Origin of the sequence: Pseudomonas sp. 10(2024) (assembly GCF_045164175.1) — a bacterium.
In the GTDB taxonomy this organism is placed as follows: domain Bacteria; phylum Pseudomonadota; class Gammaproteobacteria; order Pseudomonadales; family Pseudomonadaceae; genus Aquipseudomonas; species Aquipseudomonas alloputida.
Genome location: NZ_CP174006.1, coordinates 3,006,443 through 3,025,175 on the forward strand (window position 1 = coordinate 3,006,443; position 18,733 = coordinate 3,025,175).

Genomic DNA, 18,733 nt, shown 5'->3' on the forward strand with positions numbered 1-18,733 from the left:
GGCTCAGTAATAGGTGCGTGGCTGTTCGTCAGCCTTGTTCAACACTGTCCCGATCAGGTTCACCGTGGCCAGGTGATGCAGGCAATCCTCGATTTCCTTCTTGTTGTTCATTCCGTTGGCCACCACCAGCAACACGCAGTCGAACTTGGGCAACACGGTGATCGCATCGTCCGAGCTGAGCAGCGGTGGCAAATCGAAAATGCAGATGCGCGATTCGTAGCGGTTGCGCAAATCGCCAATCAGGTTGTTCACCTTGGGCGAGGACAGCACCTCGGTCGACAGGGGCACGGGTACCCGCGTTGGCAGCACCACGAAGCGCGGCAAGGTGGGGTTGACCAGGCAGTCCTGCAACTCGGCCTTGTCCGTCAGAAACTCGTTCAGTGCCTGCTCCATGGGCAGGCCCAGGTAACTGCCGACCTTGGGCCGGCGCAGGTCGAAGTCCACCAGTAACGCAGTCTTGGTGGTGTGGTGGGCAATACTCATGGCCAGGTTGATCGCCAGCATGGTCTTGCCCGCTTCCGGCGTTGGCGAGGTGATGGCCAAGGTACGCCAGCCGTTCTCGTCCATGGCCCTGAGCACCTGCGTACGCAAAAGGTCGATCGGCCCGTTCATGTTGGAGTTCTTGTTGTATGCCACGATGCGGTTACGCTCCAGGTGGTCTGCACGCAGCGGTACCACCTTGGTGTTCACGTAATCGAACTGACCCGGCACTTCGGCCAGCGCCGTACCTGGGGCGGGAGACAGTGCCTGGGGAGTACCTGGGGTAACCTGATGAATATTGTTGCCAACAGCCGGCTTGATCCTGTCCATCACTGCTTTCCCTATACAAACCGAGACATGACTTTGTACAACAGCACATCCAGTGGCATGTAGAACACGTGCACCAGCCCTATCATGATAGCTGCCAGCGCCAGTGCCGCCAGGATCAGTCGATTGCGCCAGCGCTTGCGTCGGGCGACGTCGGCCCGGGTATCGATATAGGGCAGTGCCACCAGCACTCGTTTGCCCAGCAGGCTTTCCAGGGCGCCCACGCCACGCACGCGCTGATTGAGCATTTCCAGCAGCATCACCAGCGCACCGCCACCGGCCGGTGCCAGCACCAGGCCCAGCGCAGCGATTTTCTTGCGGTTAGGCTTGATCGGCTTCTCAGGCAACAGGGGAGGCTCCAGCAGCACAAAGCGTTCAGCCTTGTTCTCCTGCTCCAGGCTTTCGGTAATCTTTGCGCCCATTTCCTTGGCACGAATCTCTTCGTATTTCTTGCGCGCGTTGTCGTGGTCACGCATCAAGGTCACCAGGCCACGCTCGACCTGCGGCGCCTCGAGGATCTCGGCTTCGTAGCCTTCCATTTTCCGGGTCAGCTCACGCTTTTGCTCTGCCAGCGAGGCAATACGCACCTGGGCGGCGCTCATCTTGGCGCGGACACGGGCCGCGTCGAGGCTGACCGTGGACACTGCCGCAGTGCGCCCCCCACTGGCTTCGAGCGCCTGGATCTTGCGCTTGACCGCCACGACATCCGGGTGGGCGTCCTTGTAGCGGGTCAGCAGCTGCGCGTATTCGGCTTTCAGGCTTGGCAGGTCTTCGGGCAGGTCGGCACGGGTTGACCGGGTGCCTTCGGCAACCTTGGTGGCAAGGCCGGCATTGGCCGCAGACAGCTCCAGTTCCAGGTAGCGCAGCTCTTCCTGGGCAGCCTTGTAGTCACGGTCGACCTCACGGAATTCCAGCTCCGCCCGCGATAGCATGTTCATGCGCAGGGTCTGGTGCTCGGGCAAGGCATTGGCGTGGGCCTGCTTGAAATCGGCCAGCTGGTTTTCCAGGCTGGCCAGCTCGGCACCCAGCTTGTTGGCTTCCTGGGTGAGGAATTCGGTGGTTTCGTTGGCCCGCTCGGTGCGCTGCTTGAGGTTTTCGTTGAGGAACAGCGTCACCAGTTCATCGGCGACTTCCTTGGCCACTTGTGCCTGCTTGTGCTCGAACGAGACATTGAACGCCACGGTCGCTTCACCACGGCCGCGCACGTAGGTGGTCAGGGTTTCGACCACGATCGCGTTGCGCATCTGGTCGATCTTGTCGCTTTCGCTGAAGCGCTTGTCGGGGAAGAGGTCGTACTTGCCGATGATGCGCAGCAGGTTGTCGCGGGTCATCACCCGTTGACGGATCACCTCGATGCGCTCATCGGCAAAACTGGTGTTGTTGGTCGACACCAGCTCAGGCGAAATCTGCTGCGACTCCACCAGAATGGTGCCGGTCGACTGGTAGATCGGCGGCACCATCAACGCGACGGCCACGGTCGCGGCGAGAATGACTGCGGCACTCACCCCTAACACCAGGGCCCTGTCCTTGATAATGGCGATGTAATCTCTGAGGGAGAGCTCGTAGTCAGACTTCATAGGGCCACCTGCCTGAAGTTCAGATGTCGGGGTACCTGTACGTCAACGTCAAACCAACGATCGTAGCGGTCGCATCCGGTACATGGTCCTGCTGCCGTTCCTTGTACATCAGCGACAGGCGCAGGTCCCAGTAAGGCGAAAACTGGCGGCTGGCCCATACGCTGTAAGTCTGCAGCGTGTTGGGCGACTGCCCTTTGCTGTCTTGCCACGCGGCGTCGGCGCCCACCCGGGACAACTCGGTCAGCGCATAGCTCCACACACCACGCACCTGGTCCAGTTCGGCGAAGCCGCCTTCGGCGCTCGCCACCGTGCTGCGCTCGGCGGTAAGACTGGCATCGGCACGCGGGCCGGTGTACAGCAACGCAACCCCACCCTCCCCGCGCCGGCCACCGTCGTCGCCTGACACTTGGTTGACGCCAACATGGGCATCGGCGCTCAAGCCTTCGGCAAGCTGGTATTTGATGCCGACTGCCGGGCTGTAGCTGTTGGAAGCGGTCGCGGTAAGGTCCTCTTCGGGCTCATAGCGCCGGGCACCAAAACGGGTATACAGGTCAGCCCGCTCACTCCAGGCGTAAGTCCAGGTAAAGACGTTCGCCAGTTCGTCGTAGCCCGTCAGCGTGCTGATGTCGTAACGGGCACGGCTGTAGGTGGTTTCGTTGCTCAAGGTACTGCGCTCGGTCACCGCCTGGCTCCAGTTGCCAGTCAAGGTGTAAAGCTTCTGTGTACCGTCGGTAGTAATCACCCCGGTATCCAGTACTGTGCCCGACAGCGTCGAGCTTTCGTTGTAGCGCCCCACCAGGCCGAACCGCCCCCGCTCGGTGGTGCGCTGCCAACCCAGGCTGATATCAGGGTCTTCACGGTCATCGACGATATCCGTATCGGACGAGCGCAGCACATGCATGCCAAGCCCCAACCTCAATTCGTCACGGTCGAAAGTACCAATCAGGGTGTAATCCGGCGCGATGATCGTGCGCGTTATGCCCTTTTCCCCCGAGGTCAACAGCAATGGGTTGCTGTCGTATTCGACGGATGTCGGTACCACCACCGTAGACTGCCAATTTGCCGCCAGTACCGCGTCCGTGAACGGCAAGACCAAGATTGCCGTTGCAATGCGAGTTGTTCTAAGAAGAGGCATTAAATGTTCTTATTAAAGGCAAGATCAAGGAACGACCAGCGTATCGCCAGCCTGAAGTTGGATGTTGGTGGACATGTCCCGCCCAGACACCAGGTCCTTATATCGCACGGGCAGGATCTTTTGGGAAGCACCGGTGCCGCGGACCACCTTGATTTCGCTTTCATCTGCAAACTTGTCCAGGCCACCCGACATGCTCAGCGCCTGCAATACCGCCGTGGGGCCTGCCATTTGCACGGGCCCAGGTTTGATCACTTTACCCTGTACATAGACCATGTTGCCGGCAATGCTTTTGACGACAACGCTGACGTTAGGGTCGGGGAGGTATTTTTCGAGTTTGGCAGCGACCTGCTTTTCGACTGCCGTCACGTCCAGCCCGGCGACATCGATGCGCCCGGCCAGGGGGAAGGTGATACTGCCATCGGGAAGTACGGTGGCTTCTTGACGCAGGCTGTCTTCCTGCCACACCGATACCATCACCACATCGCCGGGGCTGAGCAGGTAGGCAGCACTGCTCTGGTCGGCGTTACCGGCGCCAGACCACACCGTCAGCATGCAGAAAGCGGCAAACATTGAACGCACCATGAGGGTCCCTCCGGCCAAATGGCCCGACAAAGAGCACTGAATGAGAACAACACACCAACTCTCGCTCCGCTTCACGGCGCACTGCTGCCGCGATGGCCTCGACCTTCCTGGAGGCCCTTGCCTTGACGCTGCAGACGTGGCTGCAACGCCTTGTAAATGTTGGTCCTACGGGCTACTGGGAATATAGCAACGGTTGGAGAATTCACAAGCCATGCCTGTGGCTTCGCGGCAAGGAGCAGTCACTTCAGGTACAAGGCAGCCGGTTCAGATCTTTCTGCGGTTGGCAACGGCAACAAAACCGACCACAGCAAAGGCAAAGAACCAGCCAGCAGTTGAAACAGGAATGATACTGTTCTGATTTATATACGAATCTGCCGCGCGGGCAGCACCACTTAGCATCACCAGCAAGAACATCGATTTGATTATCAGAGTCGTGCGCATACTCCCCTCCTAAAAACAGGAAAATCAATGAGTTATTAGAGCGGTGCTGCGGGTGTTGTTACATGTTTGATTTGAGCTTATGGGCACAATGACACTACGTCAATGATCCGACACCATAATAAAATTCAATGGGCGATGGGCGCATTCGTCAAAAAAACGGCATGCAGATTATGCAAGGGAGGGATGATGCGATGAACATGGCGTTTCACAGCTGATAACACGTGGGGGCATGATTGCCCCCTGCGCTTTCATTCGTCTGCGTGGTGAACCACAACCAGTAACTGCGCCGGTGTCGCACCTACCGAGCGCAGCCGGTGCGGTGTCTGGGCATTGAAATGCAGGGCGTCGCCCTGCTCCAGCAACACCCGCTCACTCATGAAATCCACTTCCACCTGGCCTGCGTGAACAAACAGGAACTCTTCGCCCTGGTGTTCCTTGAACGTGGGGTCGCTGAACTCGGACGGCGGCTGAATCAGAAACGGCAGCAGGCTGCGCTGGCCAACCTGACTGGTGAGGGCCGCGTACCCCGGCCCTTGCCCATCGCCAACCAGGGCCTGGCGCTCGGTACGGCGCACCAGGCTGTAGCGGCTCTGACCGGGCTGTTCTTCGGCGAACAGCTCTTCGACATTGACGTTCAGTGCCCTCGCCAGTTTCAGCGCCGCAGCGATCGAAGGCGTGTTGAGGCCGCGCTCGACCTTGGACAGGTAGCTTTTGGTCATGCCAGTCTTTTCGGCCAGCATTTCCAGGGTCATCCCCAGTTTCTTACGCAGCAATTTCAATCGGATAGACATGTGACGCGGGTTTCCCAGGCTGAGGCAGCCATGATACGCGTCTGAAAGCTGACGCCAAGCCTCCAGGGGCCTTGAATCAAGGCATCACTGGCGGCACATACTGCAGCGTTGTACCCAGCGCCCACAGCAACACCAGCACCAACGGCACATGCACCAGCAATTGCACGAACGAGAAACCGATCAGGTCGCGCGCCTTGAGCCCCAGCACGCCCAGCAGCGGCAGCATGTAGAACGGGTTGATCAGGTTCGGCAAGGCTTCGGCCGCGTTGTAGATCTGCACGGCCCACCCCAGGTGGTACTGCAGGTCGTTGGCCACCAGCATCACGTAAGGGGCCTCGATGATCCACTTGCCGCCGCCCGAAGGGATGAAGAAGCCCAGCACCGCCGAATACACACCCATCAGCACGGCATACGTGTCATGGGTGGCAATCTGAGTGAAGAACAGTGAAATATGGTGGGCCAGCGTCTGTTCATCGACGCCCTTCACCTGGGTGAGGATGGCGGCGATCGAACCATACAGCGGGAACTGGATCAGCACACCGGTGGTGGTCGGTACCGCACGCGCCACCGCGTCAAGGAAGCTGCGTGGGCGCCAGTGCAGCAAAGCACCGAGCATGATGAACAACAGGTTGTAGGTGTTGAGCCCCGAGATGGCGGTAATCGCAGGTTTCGTCGCAAACTCCTGATACAGCCAGCCAGCAGCCAAGGCCACCAACAGCAGGATCAGGATCGGGCTGTGTTCCAGCCACTCTCCCGGGCGCGTGCGTTGCGGCGCGGGTGGCGCTGTGAAGCTGGGGTCGACACCGCAGTCTTCTGCGCTACGGGCGCTGTTCGGGCCCGGAGCGGTGGCGTAGGCGATCACCAGCGAGACCACCACCAGTGCCGCCAACATCACGCCGGACTGCCAGAGAAAGATGGTTTCGGTAAACGGGATCACCCCGGTTATCGACAGGATTGAAGGTGGCAGGCTGGCCGGGTTGGCCTGCAGCTGCGCTGCCGAGGATGACAGGCCCAACGCCCACACCGCCCCCAGGCCCAGGTAAGCGGCCGCACCCGCAGCGCGGTAGTCCATCTTCAGGTCGGTGCGCCTTGCCAGGGCGCGCACCAACAAACCTCCAAACACCAGCGAAAGCCCCCAGTTGAGCAAGGAGGCCAGCATCGAGATCAGTGCTACCCAGCACACTGCCGAGCGCCCATTGCCGGGGATGCGCGCCAGGCGATCGATCAGCCTCGCGGCGGGCGGCGAGCTGGCCACCACATAACCGCCGATGACCACGAAGGCCATCTGCATGGTGAACGGTATCAGGCTCCAGAAGCCGTCGCCAAACGCCTTGGCGGTGTCGGTCGGTTTGGCGCCCATGGCCAGTGCGCCGATACACACCAGCAGCACCGCCAGCGCGGCGAACACCCAGGAGTCGGGGAACCAGCGTTCAGCCCAGTTGGAGCAGCGCAAGGCAAAGCGCGCGGAGCGGCTGTCTTGAATTTCAGCGGCCACGGTTGAATTCCTTTTATTGGTTTTATGGGATGAAGCGGTATTGCCAGGCAACGCAAAAAACCTGTAGGAACAGGCTTACCCGCGAATGCGGCGGTCAATGTACCGACGCATTCGCGGGTAAACCCGCGCCTACAGGGTGAGATCACGTCATGCCTTAGAAGGTCATTTCCTTCACATCATCCGGCACGATCAGCTTGCCAGCGGTTTTCTCGATGATTTCCTCGACGCTGACCCCGGGTGCGGTCTCGCGCAGGATGAAGGCGCCGTCTTCGATTTCCAGGTAGGCCAGGTCGGTCAGCACCTTGCGGATGCAGCCCGCACCGGTCAGCGGCAGGCTGCACTTTGGCAGCAACTTGGACTCGCCGTCCTTGGAGGCGTGGGTCATGGTGACGATGATGTTGTCGGCGCCGGCCACTAGGTCCATGGCCCCGCCCATGCCCTTGACCAGCTTGCCCGGAATCATCCACGAGGCGATGTTGCCCTGCACGTCCACCTCGAAAGCCCCCAGTACGGTCAGGTCGACGTGGCCGCCACGGATCATGGCGAACGATTGTGCCGAATCGAAAATCGAGGCGCCGCGGCGGGCGGTGACAGTTTGCTTGCCGGCGTTGATCATGTCGGCATCGAGGGTGCTTTCGGTGGGGAATTCGCCCATGCCGAGCAGGCCGTTTTCCGATTGCAGCATCACATCCATGTCGGCGGGTACATAGTTGGCCACCAAGGTGGGGATGCCGATGCCCAGATTGACGTAGTAACCGTCCTTCAGTTCACGGGCAACGCGTTGCGCCATCTGTTCGCGGGTCAGTGCCATGGTCAGGATCTCTTTATTGTTCGGGTGGATGGCGCTCAGGCCTTGACGGTGCGCTTTTCGATACGCTTTTCGAAGGTGCCGACGATGACACGGTCCACGTAGATGCCCGGGGTGTGGATTTCGCTTGGCAGCAGCACGCCGGGCTCGACGATTTCTTCCACTTCGACCACGGTGATCTTGCCGGCGGTGGCCGCCAGCGGGTTGAAGTTTTGCGCAGTGTTGCGGTACACCACGTTGCCGTAGTGGTCGGCCTTCCAGCCCTTGACGATGGCGAAGTCACCGGTGATGGATTCTTCCAGGATGTACTTGCGGCCCTTGAACTCGCGGACTTCCTTACCGTCGGCAACCGGGGTGCCATAGCCGGTGGCGGTGTAGAACGCCGGAATGCCGGCACCACCTGCGCGCATTTTTTCGGCGAGGGTGCCCTGTGGGGTCAGTTCCACTTCCAGCTCGCCACTGAGCAACTGGCGTTCGAACTCGGCGTTTTCGCCCACGTAGGAGGCGATCATCTTGCGAATTTGCCGGTCTTCCAGCAGCACGCCCAGACCAAAACCGTCAACGCCGCAGTTGTTGGAGACCACGGTCAGGCCCTTGACGCCGCGCCGCTTGATCTCGCTGATAAGGTTTTCCGGGATGCCGCACAGGCCGAAACCACCGGCCAGTACCGTCATGTTGTCGGTCAGGCCTTCGAGGGCCTGTTCATAGGTTGCAACGCGCTTGTCCAGTCCGGCCATGCTGATCCGCCTTTTGTAGTTGTTTAACCGACGAGGCTGTCGGTGAGCGTGTGCAGACATCTTCACCGCAAGCGACTGATTTGTTAATTTTGTTTTCGTCATCGATTGATAATTTTTACAAAACAAACGATAGGCCCGACATGAACGTCAAACAATTGCGCGCCTTTGTCGCCGTGGCCAAGTACCAGAGCTTCGCCCAGGCCGGTGAACACCTGCACGTTTCGCAACCGGCACTGAGCCTGACCATCAAGGCGCTGGAAGAAAACCTCGGCGGCGCCCTGCTCAGCCGCACCACGCGCAGCGTCAGCCTGACTGCCGAAGGCGAAGTGCTGCTGCCACTGGCACGCCGCCTGCTGGCCGACTGGGACGACACCGAAGAGATGCTGCGCCAGCGCTTTACCCTGCAATTGGGCCGTGTGTCGGTGGCAGCCATGCCGGCTTTTGCCGGCAACCTGTTGCCCCACTCGCTCAAGGTGTTTCGCCAGCGCTACCCCAAGGTCAACGTCACGGTGCACGACGTGATCAACGAACAGGTACAGGAACTGGTACGCCATCGCCGCGTCGAACTGGGCATCGGCTTCGAGCCGGATAACATCGATGGGCTGGACTTCCACCCGTTGTACATGGACCGCTTCGTTGCCGTAGTGGCCGCCGACTCGCCCTTGGCGCTGCTGCCCCAGGTCAGCTGGGCACAGCTGATGGCCGAAGATTTCGTGGCCCTGCAGCGCCCTTCGGCGGTGCGCCTGCTGATGGAGCAGAATGTGGCGGCCCGCCACGGCAAGCTGGCAGTCGCGTTCGAAAGCCACCAGCTGACGACCATCGGCCGCATGGTGGCCAGCGGCCTGGGGGTCAGTGCCGTGCCGGCGCTGTGCATCAACCAGATGCAGGAGCTGGGTGCCCGCTGCGTAACCTTGGTCGAGCCCACAGTCGAGCGGCGCATCGGCGTGATTGCCCTCAGCGAGCACAAGCTTTCCACTGCAGCGCAAGCATTGCTTGAGGTGCTTCTTTCCAATACCCGGATCCCGGAGGTGACATGCGTTATGTAAGTCTGGCAGGCACGAGCGTTCCAGCCATCGGCCAAGGCACCTGGTACATGGGCGAAGACCCAGGTCGCAAGGCTGCCGAAGTCGCGGCGCTGCAACAGGGCATCGAGCTGGGCCTGAACCTGATCGACACCGCCGAGATGTATGCCGAAGGGGGGGCAGAAGAGGTCGTTGGCCAAGCCATTGCCGGGCGCCGCGACCGGGTATTTCTGGTCAGCAAGGTCTACCCGCACAATGCCAGCCTGCGCGGCATGGCGGCTGCCTGCGAACGCAGCCTCACCCGGCTGGGCACCGATTGCATCGACCTGTACCTGCTGCACTGGCGTGGTCAGCACCCGCTGGAGGAAACCGTCGAAGGCTTCGAGCGCTTGCGCGAGCAAGGCAAGATCAAGCGTTGGGGCGTGTCCAACTTCGACGTCGACGACCTGCGCGAACTGCACAACCCTGATTGTGCCACCAACCAGGTGTTGTATAACCCGGCCCAGCGTGGCATCGAATTCGACTTGCTACCGTGGTGCGAAAAACGTGGCTTGCCGACCATGGCCTACTGCCCGCTGGCTCAGGCCGGGCGCTTGTTGCAGCACCCGGTACTGGCGGAAATCGCCGAGCGCCATGGCGCCACACCGGCCCAGGTCTGCCTGGCCTGGGTGACCCGCGATGACGGCGTGATCGCCATCCCCAAGGCGGTGGCGCCCGAGCACGTGCGGCTCAATGCGGCGGCGGGAGCGCTGACCTTGACCGGTGAAGACCTGCGGGCGATCGACCGGGCGTTCCCTGCACCGACGCGCAAGCAGCGGTTGGCGATGGTGTAACCGGCGAGCGCAAGCTGGACCAGCAGGCGACCTCTGTGGGAGCCTGCATGCCCGCGAACACCGGCAAGACCGGTGCCCTGCAACGCGGTGGCTGCTTCGCGGGCTCGCCCGCTCCCACATGAGACCGCGCAAGTACCGAGCGTTGAGTAACTGCGCCACCACCGCCCGCCGCTGCCGTTCGCCAAGCGCAATCTGGCCCAAGACGCGACCTTTGGGAGCAACTGTCTTGCTCAATTTCTAAAAGCTGGCGCGATCCCTGTGGGAGCGGCCTTGCGTCGCGATAGGGCCGCGCAGCGGCCCCAGGATCTCGGCATCATGCATAGATTGCTGGGGCCGCTTTGCGGCCCTATCGCGACACAAGGCCGCTCCCACAGGGGGGGCTCAGGCCTAGTGGCAAACGTGGCAGTCGACCAAGGTATAACGCACCGTGGCCGATGAATGGTTGGGGCAGGCTCAATGTTGCAGGCGCTCAATGTGGGAGCGGGCATGCCCGCGAACACCGGCAAGGCCGGTGCCATGCAACGCGGTGCCTGCTTCGCGGGCTCGCCCGCTCCCACAGGGAACCGCGCAAGTACCGAGCGTTGGAGTTTCAGTGGAAATCCCGACTGCGCACATCCAGCCCTTGCAACAGCGGACTCACATCCTCCAACCGCCGCGCAATCAGGTGCCGCACCCCATTCTCCTGCTCCAACCGCCCACTGACCTTGAGCAACTGAGAACCCACCAGCGCCCGCCGCTGCCGTTCGGCCAGCGCACGCCACACCACCACGTTGACCATGCCATGTTCGTCTTCCAGAGTAACGAAGGTCACACCGCTGGCGGTTTGAGGCCGTTGCCGGCCCACCACCAGCCCGGCCACGGCAATGTTGTCGCCATGCTCCACACCCTGCAATTCACTGGAGCTGCGACACCCCAGCGCCCTCAGGCGAGCGCGCAACAGGGTCAACGGATGTGGGCCAAGCGTAGTGCCGAGGGTTTGATAATCGGCCATCAGGTCCTCGCCCACGGTTGGCACGGGCAATTGCACCGGTTCTTCAGGCAAGGCCTGCACATCGGCGAACAACGGCAGCTGCGGCTGCACCGCCGCCACCTGCCAGCGCGCCTGATGCCGATCACTGGCCAAGGCGCGCAGCGCCCCGCCATCAGCCAGGCGGGCACGGGCCCGTGCGTCCAGGCCGGCGCGCAGGCACAGGTCTTCGACGTTGCGCCACGGCCGCTGCGCCCTCGCCTGCTGCACGCGCCTGGCGTCGGCTTCGGCCAGGCCACGCACCAGTCGCAGGCCCATGCGAATGGCCAGGGTGCCTTCAGCATCAGGCTCCAGGGTGCAGTCCCAGTCGCTGTGGCAGACATCAACCGGCCGTACCTCGATACCTTGGCGGCGAGCCTCTTGCAGCAGCTGATCAGGGCTGTAGAAGCCCATCGGCCAACTGTTGACCAACGCACAGGTGAAAATCGCCGGCTCATGGCACTTCAGCCAACTGCTGGCATAGCACAGCAAGGCAAAGCTGGCCGCATGCGACTCAGGGAAGCCATAGCTGCCAAACCCCTTGATCTGCTCGAAGATGCGCTCGGCAAACGCCAGCGTGTAACCATTGCGCAACATGCCCTGCACCAGCCGTTCGCGGTGCGGTTCCAGGCCGCCGTGGCGCTTCCAGGCTGCCATGCTGCGGCGCAACTGGTCGGCCTCGCCCGGGGTATAGTCGGCCGCGACCATCGCCAGCTCCATCACCTGCTCCTGGAACAGTGGCACGCCCAAGGTACGTTCGAACACTTCCTTCAGTTGCGGCGACGGATACGTGACCGGTTCCTGCTTCAGACGCCGGCGCAGGTACGGGTGCACCATGTCGCCCTGAATCGGCCCGGGGCGGACAATGGCTACCTCGATGACCAGGTCGTAGAACTTTTGGGGCCGCAGCCGCGGCAACATGGCCATCTGCGCGCGCGACTCGATCTGGAACACACCCATGGTCTCGGCGCGGCTGATCATGGCGTAGGTGGCCGGATCTTCGCTGGGGATGGTCGCCAGGGTCAGGTGCCGGCCACGGTGGTGCTGCAGCAGGTCGAAGCAGCGACGCAAGGCGCTGAGCATGCCCAACGCCAGCACGTCGACCTTGAGCAGGCCGACCATGTCCAGGTCGTCCTTGTCCCACTGGATCACCGTGCGCTCCGGCATCGCGGCATTCTCCACCGGCACCAGCTGGTCGAGCGGTTGCTGGGAGATGACAAAACCGCCCGGGTGCTGTGACAGGTGCCGGGGGAAGCCGATCAGTTCGCCGGCCAGCACCAGCACCCGCCGCAGCGAAGGGCTGCCCGCTTCGAAACCGGCCTCGGCCAGGCGCTGGTCATCGGGTATGCGATCGCTCCAGCGACCACAGCATTTGGCCAGGGCATCCACCTGGTCGGCGGGTAGCCCCAGCACCCGCGCCACATCCCGCACCGCACCGGCGGCATGGTAGGTGTTGACTACCGCAGTGAGCGCCGCCCGGTGCCGGCCATAGCGACGGAACACATACTGGATCACCTCCTCGCGCCGGTCGTGCTCGAAGTCCACGTCGATGTCCGGCGGCTCGTTGCGCTCGCGCGACAGGAAGCGCTCGAACAGCAGGTGGTGTTTCATGGGGTCAAGCTCGGTGATGCCTAGCACGAAGCACACCACCGAGTTGGCTGCCGACCCCCGGCCCTGGCATAGAATGCGCTGGCTGCGGGCGAAGGCGACAATGTCGTGCACCGTCAGGAAGTAGCTTTCGTAGCCCAGCTCTTCGATCAGCCCCAGTTCCTTGGCAAGCACATCCCGCACCTTGCCACTCGGCCCGTCTGGCCAGCGCAGCGGCATGCCTTGCTCGCACAATTCGCGCAGCCAGCTTGCCGCGGTATGCCCCTCGGGCACCAGTTCGCGTGGGTACTGGTAGTTCAGTTCGCTCAGGTCAAACTGGCAGCGCCGGGCAATGACCAGGGTCTCGGCCAGCAGGTCAAGCGGATACAGCTCGGCCAGTTGCGCCTGGCTGCGCAGGTGCCGTTCGCCATTGGCAAACAGAAAGCGCCCGGCCTCGCTCACCTGGCAATGCTGGCGGATGGCAGTCATGCAGTCCTGCAAGGCACGGCGACCACGCACGTGCATGTGCACGTCACCACAGGCCACGGCGCGGATACCCACATCAGCCGCCAGTGCCCGCAGCCGTTGCAGGCTCACGGCATCGTCACTGCCCCGATGCAGGTGCACGGCCAGCCACAGGCGCTCTGCGAACACACTGCGCAGCCACGCGCCGGTAGCGGTATCGCCACTGTCAGCGGCCACCCACAAGGCCAGCAGACCTTGGTGGTGCAGCAGCAAGTCATCACGAAACAGCTGGTACGCACCCTTCTCTGCCCGCCGCCGGGCACGGGTGATCAGGGCGCACAGGTTCTGGTAACCCGTCAGGTTTTCGACCAGCAGCACCAGCTTGGGCCCGTCGCACAATTGCACCTCGCTGCCGACGATCAGCCGCAACTGGTGCACCTTGGCTGCCTGCCAGGCGCGCACGATACCGGCCAGCGTGCATTCGTCAGTGATTGCCAAGGCCTGGTAGCCCTGCTCGCGCGCACGCCGGAACAGCTCGTCGGCGCTCGACGCACCGCGCTGGAAGCTGAAGTTGGAAAGGCAATGCAGCTCGGCATAACCCGGGGTGTTCATGCGAACCAACCCTGCAGCCAAAGCGGACCGGCCTGGCTCAGGTCGCGGTAGGCCCAGCCGCGCAGGCCGTCACGGGTTTCGATGCGGTAGTAGTCGCGACGCACATCGCCGCCATCCCACCAACCTGATTCGATGCGTTCGGCATAGCCCTGCACCTGGTAGGCGGCGTCATCCAGCGCGATCGGTGCCGACAACAGCCACCCCGGGCGGCTGCCCGGTGCAACGGGCATGTTGCCTTGGCCCCCCTGCTCCGCCAACTGCCAGGCGCATTCGGGGCGGTGATCGGCGGCTGCACCAAGCCCCTTGACGGCCTCATCCCCCAGCCGGGCGCGCAACCGCTCGCGCAATTGTGCCCAGGGTTGCGCCTGTTGCGCCCGCGGGTCGAACAACGCCTGATGCTGTGGCACGAAGGGTGGCAAGTCTTCGGCAACCAGCCGCAGGTTGCGCACCGGTGCGGGTATGCGCAGCGGCTCAAGGCGCCCACGGGCCAGCTCGAACAGCATCGCAGCATCGCGTTCGGCCGCCAGCAGGCCCACCTTGAGCAGGGTATCCGGCCCCTCGGCGTGCTCCAGATGCAGACAGAAGCGCTGCACGCCACAGTCTCGCCCGGCGAGAAATGCAGCAAGGTCGTTGAGCATGCGCCGCAGCGGGAACAACAGCGCCTGGTGCGACTCGACGTCGAAATTGAGTTCCAGCCGGGTTTCGAAACGGTCCGGCGGCTGGTAGAAGTCCAGCCCCAGGTTGCGCAGGCCGAGCAACTGGTCGAGGTGCAGCTGCACCTGGGCCGCAAAGCGCCTGGCCAAGGTATCGCGTGGCAAGGCCAATACCTGGCCCAGCTGGTGCAAGCCCATGCGGGCAAACGCTTCGGCCGCCTCTGCCGGCAGGCCGACGCGCGTGATGGGCATGCCAAGCAGCGCCGCTCGGGTGGCGTCGACATCGCCCACGGCCAGGCCATCGTGGCCATTGGCGAGCATGCGAGCTGCCACCGGGTTGCTGGCCAGGACAATGCGTTGGCGCAGGCCGAGTTCTGCCAATTCCTGACGCAGACGCGCCTCGAACAAAGGCCAGGGCCCAAACAGTTGCAGGCTGGAGCCCACTTCCAGCAGCAGCGCCCGTGGGTAATGCAGGCTGACCTGGGCACTGAAGCGGTATGCCCAGGCCGCCAGCAGCTGCTGCACCTGATTGATGCGTTTGGGGTCGGCTTCGACACAGGTGAAGCCATCGGCCAGGGCACGCGCTGCGGTCAGGGTTTGCCCGGCCCGCAGGCCAAGTGCAGCGGCCGCCGGGTTGACTGCCTGCAACACGCGACGCTGGGTCGGCCCGCCAATCAGCACCAAAGGCGTGTCAGGGTCGTCACGCTCACGCAGGACGGTGTCCAGCGCAAGCTGCGGGAGCAGGATGCAGGCCCAGAGCATGGTGCATCAGCCCCGCCCCGGGCAGGGAATAGGCAGCGCTGGAGGCATGCCACCGCGGCTTTTCAGCACGCGCCATTGCGCCGGGCGCGTGTCGACTGCAATGCGCAGCGCTGCGGGTGAAGGGTTGTGCGACGCCTGCTGCGGCCTGCAGGCGAACGCCAGTGCCTGCCCGGTTTCGGCCGCTACCTGCAAGCGCCGCAGGGCGCGGTCATCGGCACGTTCCGGCCAGCACAGCACCGCCGCGCAACTGCCCGAGCGCAGGCACTGTTCGGCAGCCCACAGGGCATCGGCAGGCTCGGCATCCACCTGTACCAGCCAGCGCAGGTCCACCCCCGCTGCCTGCCAGGCCGGTGCAAAAGGGATGAAGGGTGGAGCCACCAGCACCACTCTGCTGGCTTCTGCACTCAGCCGGGCCAGGGTTGGCCACAGCAACTGCAATTCGCCACAGCCGGGGTTGGCCAGCAACAGCTCGCTCAGTGCTGCCGCCGGCCAGCCACCTTCCGGCAAACGTTCGTCGAGGGCAGGATGGCCGGTGGGCTGCAGCCCGAGTGGCCGCGCCTGGGCCTGCCGGCCGCGCCATACCCGGCGCTGCTCCAGCAGCCTGTCGAGGTCGACCACGGCGCCCATCAGTCGCGCCTCAGCAAGCCGCAGAACACGCCTTCGATGAAAAAGTCCTGTTCGGGCTGCACATCGATCGGCGCATAGGCCGGGTTGCGTGGCAACAGCCGGTAAGTGCCGCCTTGGCGTTGCAGGCGCTTGATGGTCACTTCGCCGTCCAGGCGCGCAACCACGATTTGCCCGTCGCGGGCGTCGGCCTGTTGCAGGATGCCGACCAGGTCACCGTCAAAGATGCCGTCGTCGATCATCGAGTCGCCCCGCACCTTCAGCAGGTAGTCGGGGGTACGGCGGAACAGGCTGGGGTCGAGCAGCAACTGCTCGTGGATGTCCAGGTCCGGGCCGATGGGGGCACCCGCCGCCACCTGGCCCAGCACGGGTATTTCGAGGATTTCCGGCCGGCGCAGCGGTTCGGCCAGGCGTATGCCCCGCGCCTGGTTTGGCGTGACATCGATGTAACCGGCCTGGCACAGGGCGGTGATGTGCTTGCGCGCAACGCTGCGCGAGGCAAAACCGAAGCGCGTGGCGATATCGGCCAGGCTCGGCGGCTGACCATGCTCGGCAATGCGCTCACGGATGAATTCGAAAATGGCGCGGCGTTTGGGGGTAAGAGTGTCCATGGAGCACATTTGTACTCTTTTCGGAGCACGCTGAACAGCCCCCTTCGTCGTCAGCTTTGGTTATGATCCCCTGGCTTGTGTTTTTTCATCTGGATATCCCATGCTGACCGCCCTGCTGTTCGACCTTGACGGTACCCTCACCGACACTGACACCCTGCACCTGCAGGCCTTTCGCCAACTGCTGCGTGAACACGACGGCCGCGAACTGAGCCAGGCGCAGTTCGACGCCCAGGTCAGCGGCCGCGCCAACGGCGAGCTGTTCGCCGAGCTGTTCAGCGGCGCCAGTGTCGAACAGTGCCAGGCGTTGGCCGACCGCAAGGAAGCGCTGTTCCGCGCAATGTCGCCGTCGCTTGAACCGATGCCAGGCCTGTTGCGCCTGCTGGAGCATGCCCAGGCCCATGGCATCGGCATGTGCGTGGTGACCAACGCACCGCGGCTGAACGCCGAGCACATGCTGAACGCCATGGGCCTGGGCCAACACTTTGAACATGTGCTGGTGGCCGAAGAACTGGCACGGCCCAAACCGGACCCGCTGCCCTACCTCACCGGCCTGCAGCGGCTGGGTGCCGAGGCCGGGCAAGCGCTGGCCTTCGAGGACTCATTGCCGGGGACGGCCGCAGCCAGTGGCGCGGGGATCTTTACCGTGGGCGTGGCCACGACGCAGACCCCGGAGCGGTTGCTGGCGGCGGGCGCCAGGCTGGTTGTCGACGATTTCAATGATGCGGCGTTGTGGGCGTTGATCGAGCGTATGGCTTCAGATAAGGGGTGTGTTCCCGAAGGCTAGGGAGCGGGAGCCGAACTTGCTGGCACTGCAGCCGGGGTGCCGGATGTACAGCCTGGAACGCTAAGCCGTGACGGCGCATTTCGCCCCTGCAGCCATACCGCCAAAGCCGCCAACCCTGCGGGTAGCAACAACGAAGCGAACACCTGGGCAAAACTCCAGCCCAGCGCCAGCATCTGTGCCCCGGCAAAGGCACTGAGAATCGCACCCAGGCGCCCGATGCCGCTCATCCAGCTGGCCCCGGTCGCCCGTGCTTCAGTCGGGTAAAAAGCCGCCGCCAGTGCATTCATCCCAACACTTGCCCCATTAAGGCCAAAGCCTACAGCGCTCGCAACCGCGCACAACCAGGCGAAGTCCGCAGCGACCTGACCAATTGCAAAAATCACCGCACCACTGAACAGGAAGGTCAGTACCAGCACGCGCTGCGCCGGGTAACGATCCATGGCCCAACCCACCGAAATTGCGCCCAACGGGCCGCCAATCTGGAAACAGGCCGTGACGATGGCCGCTTCGGCCACCGAGAACCCGCCCCCCTCCTTCACCAGCGTCGGCAACCAGCCGCTGAACAGATAGACCAGGAACAGCGCCAGCACGTACCCGCCCCAGAGCATGCAGGTACCAAAGCGATACCGCGCAGAGAGGATAGTGCCGATTGCACCGCCTGCAGCCTGGGCTTTACCGGGCAAGACAAAGGTCGTGTCGGCGTTGACATGCTCAGGTGCCAGGCGACGGACAATGGCCAGAATGCGCTTGCGGTCCGCCCCCTTGCTGACCAGGAACGTCACCGATTCCGGCAGGCGCCAATACAGCAACGGCAGGACCATTAGCGGCAACACCCCACCCAATGCCAAGACACTGCGCCAGCCCAGGTTCGGAATCATCCAGGCGCTGACGAAGCCACCTGCCGCCGCGCCCAGGGAGAAACCGCAGAATGCCAGGGTAATGAGCAGCGAGCGGCTGCGTGCCGGGGCATACTCGCTAACCAGGGTGCTGGCATTGGGCATGGCTGCGCCCAGGCCCAGGCCGGTCAGAAAGCGCAACGCGACCAGGGCTTCCAGGTTGGGTGAAAAGGCCGAGGCCAGTGTCCAGAGGCCGAACAGCAGCACGCTGCACAGCAGCACCGCCTTGCGCCCGTAGCGGTCCGCCAAGGGGCCGGCAATCAATGCGCCGAGTGCCAGGCCGATCAACGCGGCGCTCAATACCGGGCCCAGACTTTGCGCATCCAGGCCCCAGTCGCTTTTCAATTGCGGGGCAATGAAGCCGATGATGGCGACGTCCAGGCCGTCCAGGGCGATGATGAGAAAGCCGAGGAACACCACCCATTTCTGGTAACGGCCGATGGGTTGCTGGTCGATCAGTTGGCGCACGTCGAGTGTGTTGTTCATAGGTATCACCTGTTGTTGT

The 18,733-nt window shown here is 63.1% G+C and carries 17 protein-coding genes; 3 read left to right on the plus strand and 14 right to left on the minus strand.

What is annotated here, in order from left to right:
• Window positions 1–3 precede the first annotated feature (3 nt).
• The 9 genes from ACI7M0_RS13380 to ACI7M0_RS13420 all read right to left on the minus strand — a co-directional run bounded on the left by ACI7M0_RS13380 (window position 4) and on the right by ACI7M0_RS13420 (window position 8,373).
• A complete protein-coding gene (locus tag ACI7M0_RS13380) occupies window positions 4–810 on the minus strand; it encodes a CpsD/CapB family tyrosine-protein kinase (protein ID WP_129931694.1) in 807 nt (268 codons plus the stop codon).
• 11 nt (window positions 811–821) lie between these two features.
• Entirely contained in the window at window positions 822–2,384 is a 1,563-nt protein-coding gene (locus tag ACI7M0_RS13385; RefSeq protein WP_129931693.1) for a Wzz/FepE/Etk N-terminal domain-containing protein, read from the minus strand.
• A 19-nt stretch (window positions 2,385–2,403) separates the two neighbouring features.
• On the minus strand, window positions 2,404–3,519 hold the full coding sequence (locus tag ACI7M0_RS13390; RefSeq protein ID WP_019438668.1) for a hypothetical protein: 1,116 nt from the start codon (window positions 3,517–3,519) through the stop codon (window positions 2,404–2,406).
• Between the two features lie 24 nt (window positions 3,520–3,543).
• Complete coding sequence (locus ACI7M0_RS13395; RefSeq protein ID WP_014591044.1) at window positions 3,544–4,101, minus strand: polysaccharide biosynthesis/export family protein; 558 nt, start codon at window positions 4,099–4,101, stop codon at window positions 3,544–3,546.
• Between the two features lie 264 nt (window positions 4,102–4,365).
• Window positions 4,366–4,542, minus strand: coding sequence for an EPS-associated small membrane protein EppA (gene eppA / locus ACI7M0_RS13400; protein WP_004374238.1), 177 nt, complete (start codon window positions 4,540–4,542; stop codon window positions 4,366–4,368).
• A 248-nt stretch (window positions 4,543–4,790) separates the two neighbouring features.
• Window positions 4,791–5,333, minus strand: a complete 543-nt coding sequence (locus ACI7M0_RS13405; protein WP_004374236.1) for a helix-turn-helix domain-containing protein — start codon at window positions 5,331–5,333, stop codon at window positions 4,791–4,793.
• A 76-nt stretch (window positions 5,334–5,409) separates the two neighbouring features.
• Complete coding sequence (locus tag ACI7M0_RS13410; protein WP_004576289.1) at window positions 5,410–6,828, minus strand: short-chain fatty acid transporter; 1,419 nt, start codon at window positions 6,826–6,828, stop codon at window positions 5,410–5,412.
• A gap of 154 nt (window positions 6,829–6,982) precedes the next feature.
• Window positions 6,983–7,639, minus strand: a complete 657-nt coding sequence (locus ACI7M0_RS13415) for a CoA transferase subunit B (protein WP_010954014.1) — start codon at window positions 7,637–7,639, stop codon at window positions 6,983–6,985.
• Between the two features lie 35 nt (window positions 7,640–7,674).
• Complete coding sequence (locus ACI7M0_RS13420; protein ID WP_004374230.1) at window positions 7,675–8,373, minus strand: CoA transferase subunit A; 699 nt, start codon at window positions 8,371–8,373, stop codon at window positions 7,675–7,677.
• 140 nt (window positions 8,374–8,513) lie between these two features.
• Here ACI7M0_RS13420 and ACI7M0_RS13425 point away from each other — a divergent pair, with 140 nt between their 5' ends.
• Window positions 8,514–9,419 carry a LysR family transcriptional regulator gene (locus ACI7M0_RS13425; RefSeq protein WP_129931692.1) on the plus strand — a complete coding sequence of 302 codons (906 nt, stop codon included), beginning with the start codon at window positions 8,514–8,516 and terminating at the stop codon, window positions 9,417–9,419.
• Complete coding sequence (locus ACI7M0_RS13430; protein WP_104961753.1) at window positions 9,407–10,228, plus strand: aldo/keto reductase; 822 nt, start codon at window positions 9,407–9,409, stop codon at window positions 10,226–10,228. The genes ACI7M0_RS13425 and ACI7M0_RS13430 overlap by 13 nt, the downstream gene beginning before the upstream one ends.
• Before the next feature lie 589 nt (window positions 10,229–10,817).
• Here the strand turns inward: ACI7M0_RS13430 and ACI7M0_RS13435 are convergent.
• The 4 genes from ACI7M0_RS13435 to lexA are packed head-to-tail and all read right to left on the minus strand — an operon-like array spanning window position 10,818 to window position 16,557.
• Entirely contained in the window at window positions 10,818–13,898 is a 3,081-nt protein-coding gene (locus ACI7M0_RS13435; protein ID WP_129931690.1) for an error-prone DNA polymerase, read from the minus strand.
• Window positions 13,895–15,313 (minus strand): DNA polymerase Y family protein, encoded by a 1,419-nt coding sequence (locus tag ACI7M0_RS13440; protein WP_129931689.1) that lies wholly within the window; start codon window positions 15,311–15,313, stop codon window positions 13,895–13,897. The genes ACI7M0_RS13435 and ACI7M0_RS13440 overlap by 4 nt, the downstream gene beginning before the upstream one ends.
• 6 nt (window positions 15,314–15,319) lie before the next feature.
• Window positions 15,320–15,940, minus strand: a complete 621-nt coding sequence (gene imuA / locus ACI7M0_RS13445) for a translesion DNA synthesis-associated protein ImuA (RefSeq protein WP_098090248.1) — start codon at window positions 15,938–15,940, stop codon at window positions 15,320–15,322.
• Window positions 15,940–16,557, minus strand: coding sequence for a transcriptional repressor LexA (gene lexA, locus ACI7M0_RS13450; RefSeq protein ID WP_012052394.1), 618 nt, complete (start codon window positions 16,555–16,557; stop codon window positions 15,940–15,942). Before lexA ends, imuA begins: the two co-directional genes overlap by 1 nt.
• Before the next feature lie 91 nt (window positions 16,558–16,648).
• Here lexA and ACI7M0_RS13455 point away from each other — a divergent pair, with 91 nt between their 5' ends.
• Entirely contained in the window at window positions 16,649–17,332 is a 684-nt protein-coding gene (locus ACI7M0_RS13455) for an HAD family phosphatase (protein ID WP_104961757.1), read from the plus strand.
• Here the strand turns inward: ACI7M0_RS13455 and ACI7M0_RS13460 are convergent.
• On the minus strand, window positions 17,329–18,714 hold the full coding sequence (locus tag ACI7M0_RS13460; RefSeq protein ID WP_129931688.1) for an MFS transporter: 1,386 nt from the start codon (window positions 18,712–18,714) through the stop codon (window positions 17,329–17,331). The genes ACI7M0_RS13455 and ACI7M0_RS13460 overlap by 4 nt on opposite strands.
• Window positions 18,715–18,733: the final 19 nt, after the last annotated feature.

Excerpts from the sequence above, each read along its gene's own strand:
- ACI7M0_RS13435 (WP_129931690.1), bottom strand. The coding sequence starts at position 13,898 with ATGAACACCCCGGGTTATGCCGAGCTGCATTGCCTTTCCAACTTCAGC.
- ACI7M0_RS13415 (WP_010954014.1), bottom strand. The coding sequence starts at position 7,639 with ATGGCACTGACCCGCGAACAGATGGCGCAACGCGTTGCCCGTGAACTG.
- ACI7M0_RS13425 (WP_129931692.1), top strand. The coding sequence starts at position 8,514 with ATGAACGTCAAACAATTGCGCGCCTTTGTCGCCGTGGCCAAGTACCAG.
- ACI7M0_RS13380 (WP_129931694.1), bottom strand. The coding sequence starts at position 810 with ATGGACAGGATCAAGCCGGCTGTTGGCAACAATATTCATCAGGTTACC.
- ACI7M0_RS13460 (WP_129931688.1), bottom strand. The coding sequence starts at position 18,714 with ATGAACAACACACTCGACGTGCGCCAACTGATCGACCAGCAACCCATC.
- imuA (WP_098090248.1), bottom strand. The coding sequence starts at position 15,940 with ATGGGCGCCGTGGTCGACCTCGACAGGCTGCTGGAGCAGCGCCGGGTA.
- ACI7M0_RS13395 (WP_014591044.1), bottom strand. The coding sequence starts at position 4,101 with ATGGTGCGTTCAATGTTTGCCGCTTTCTGCATGCTGACGGTGTGGTCT.
- lexA (WP_012052394.1), bottom strand. The coding sequence starts at position 16,557 with ATGTGCTCCATGGACACTCTTACCCCCAAACGCCGCGCCATTTTCGAA.
- ACI7M0_RS13420 (WP_004374230.1), bottom strand. The coding sequence starts at position 8,373 with ATGGCCGGACTGGACAAGCGCGTTGCAACCTATGAACAGGCCCTCGAA.
- eppA (WP_004374238.1), bottom strand. The coding sequence starts at position 4,542 with ATGCGCACGACTCTGATAATCAAATCGATGTTCTTGCTGGTGATGCTA.
- ACI7M0_RS13455 (WP_104961757.1), top strand. The coding sequence starts at position 16,649 with ATGCTGACCGCCCTGCTGTTCGACCTTGACGGTACCCTCACCGACACT.
- ACI7M0_RS13430 (WP_104961753.1), top strand. The coding sequence starts at position 9,407 with ATGCGTTATGTAAGTCTGGCAGGCACGAGCGTTCCAGCCATCGGCCAA.
- ACI7M0_RS13390 (WP_019438668.1), bottom strand. The coding sequence starts at position 3,519 with ATGCCTCTTCTTAGAACAACTCGCATTGCAACGGCAATCTTGGTCTTG.
- ACI7M0_RS13440 (WP_129931689.1), bottom strand. The coding sequence starts at position 15,313 with ATGCTCTGGGCCTGCATCCTGCTCCCGCAGCTTGCGCTGGACACCGTC.
- ACI7M0_RS13385 (WP_129931693.1), bottom strand. The coding sequence starts at position 2,384 with ATGAAGTCTGACTACGAGCTCTCCCTCAGAGATTACATCGCCATTATC.
- ACI7M0_RS13405 (WP_004374236.1), bottom strand. The coding sequence starts at position 5,333 with ATGTCTATCCGATTGAAATTGCTGCGTAAGAAACTGGGGATGACCCTG.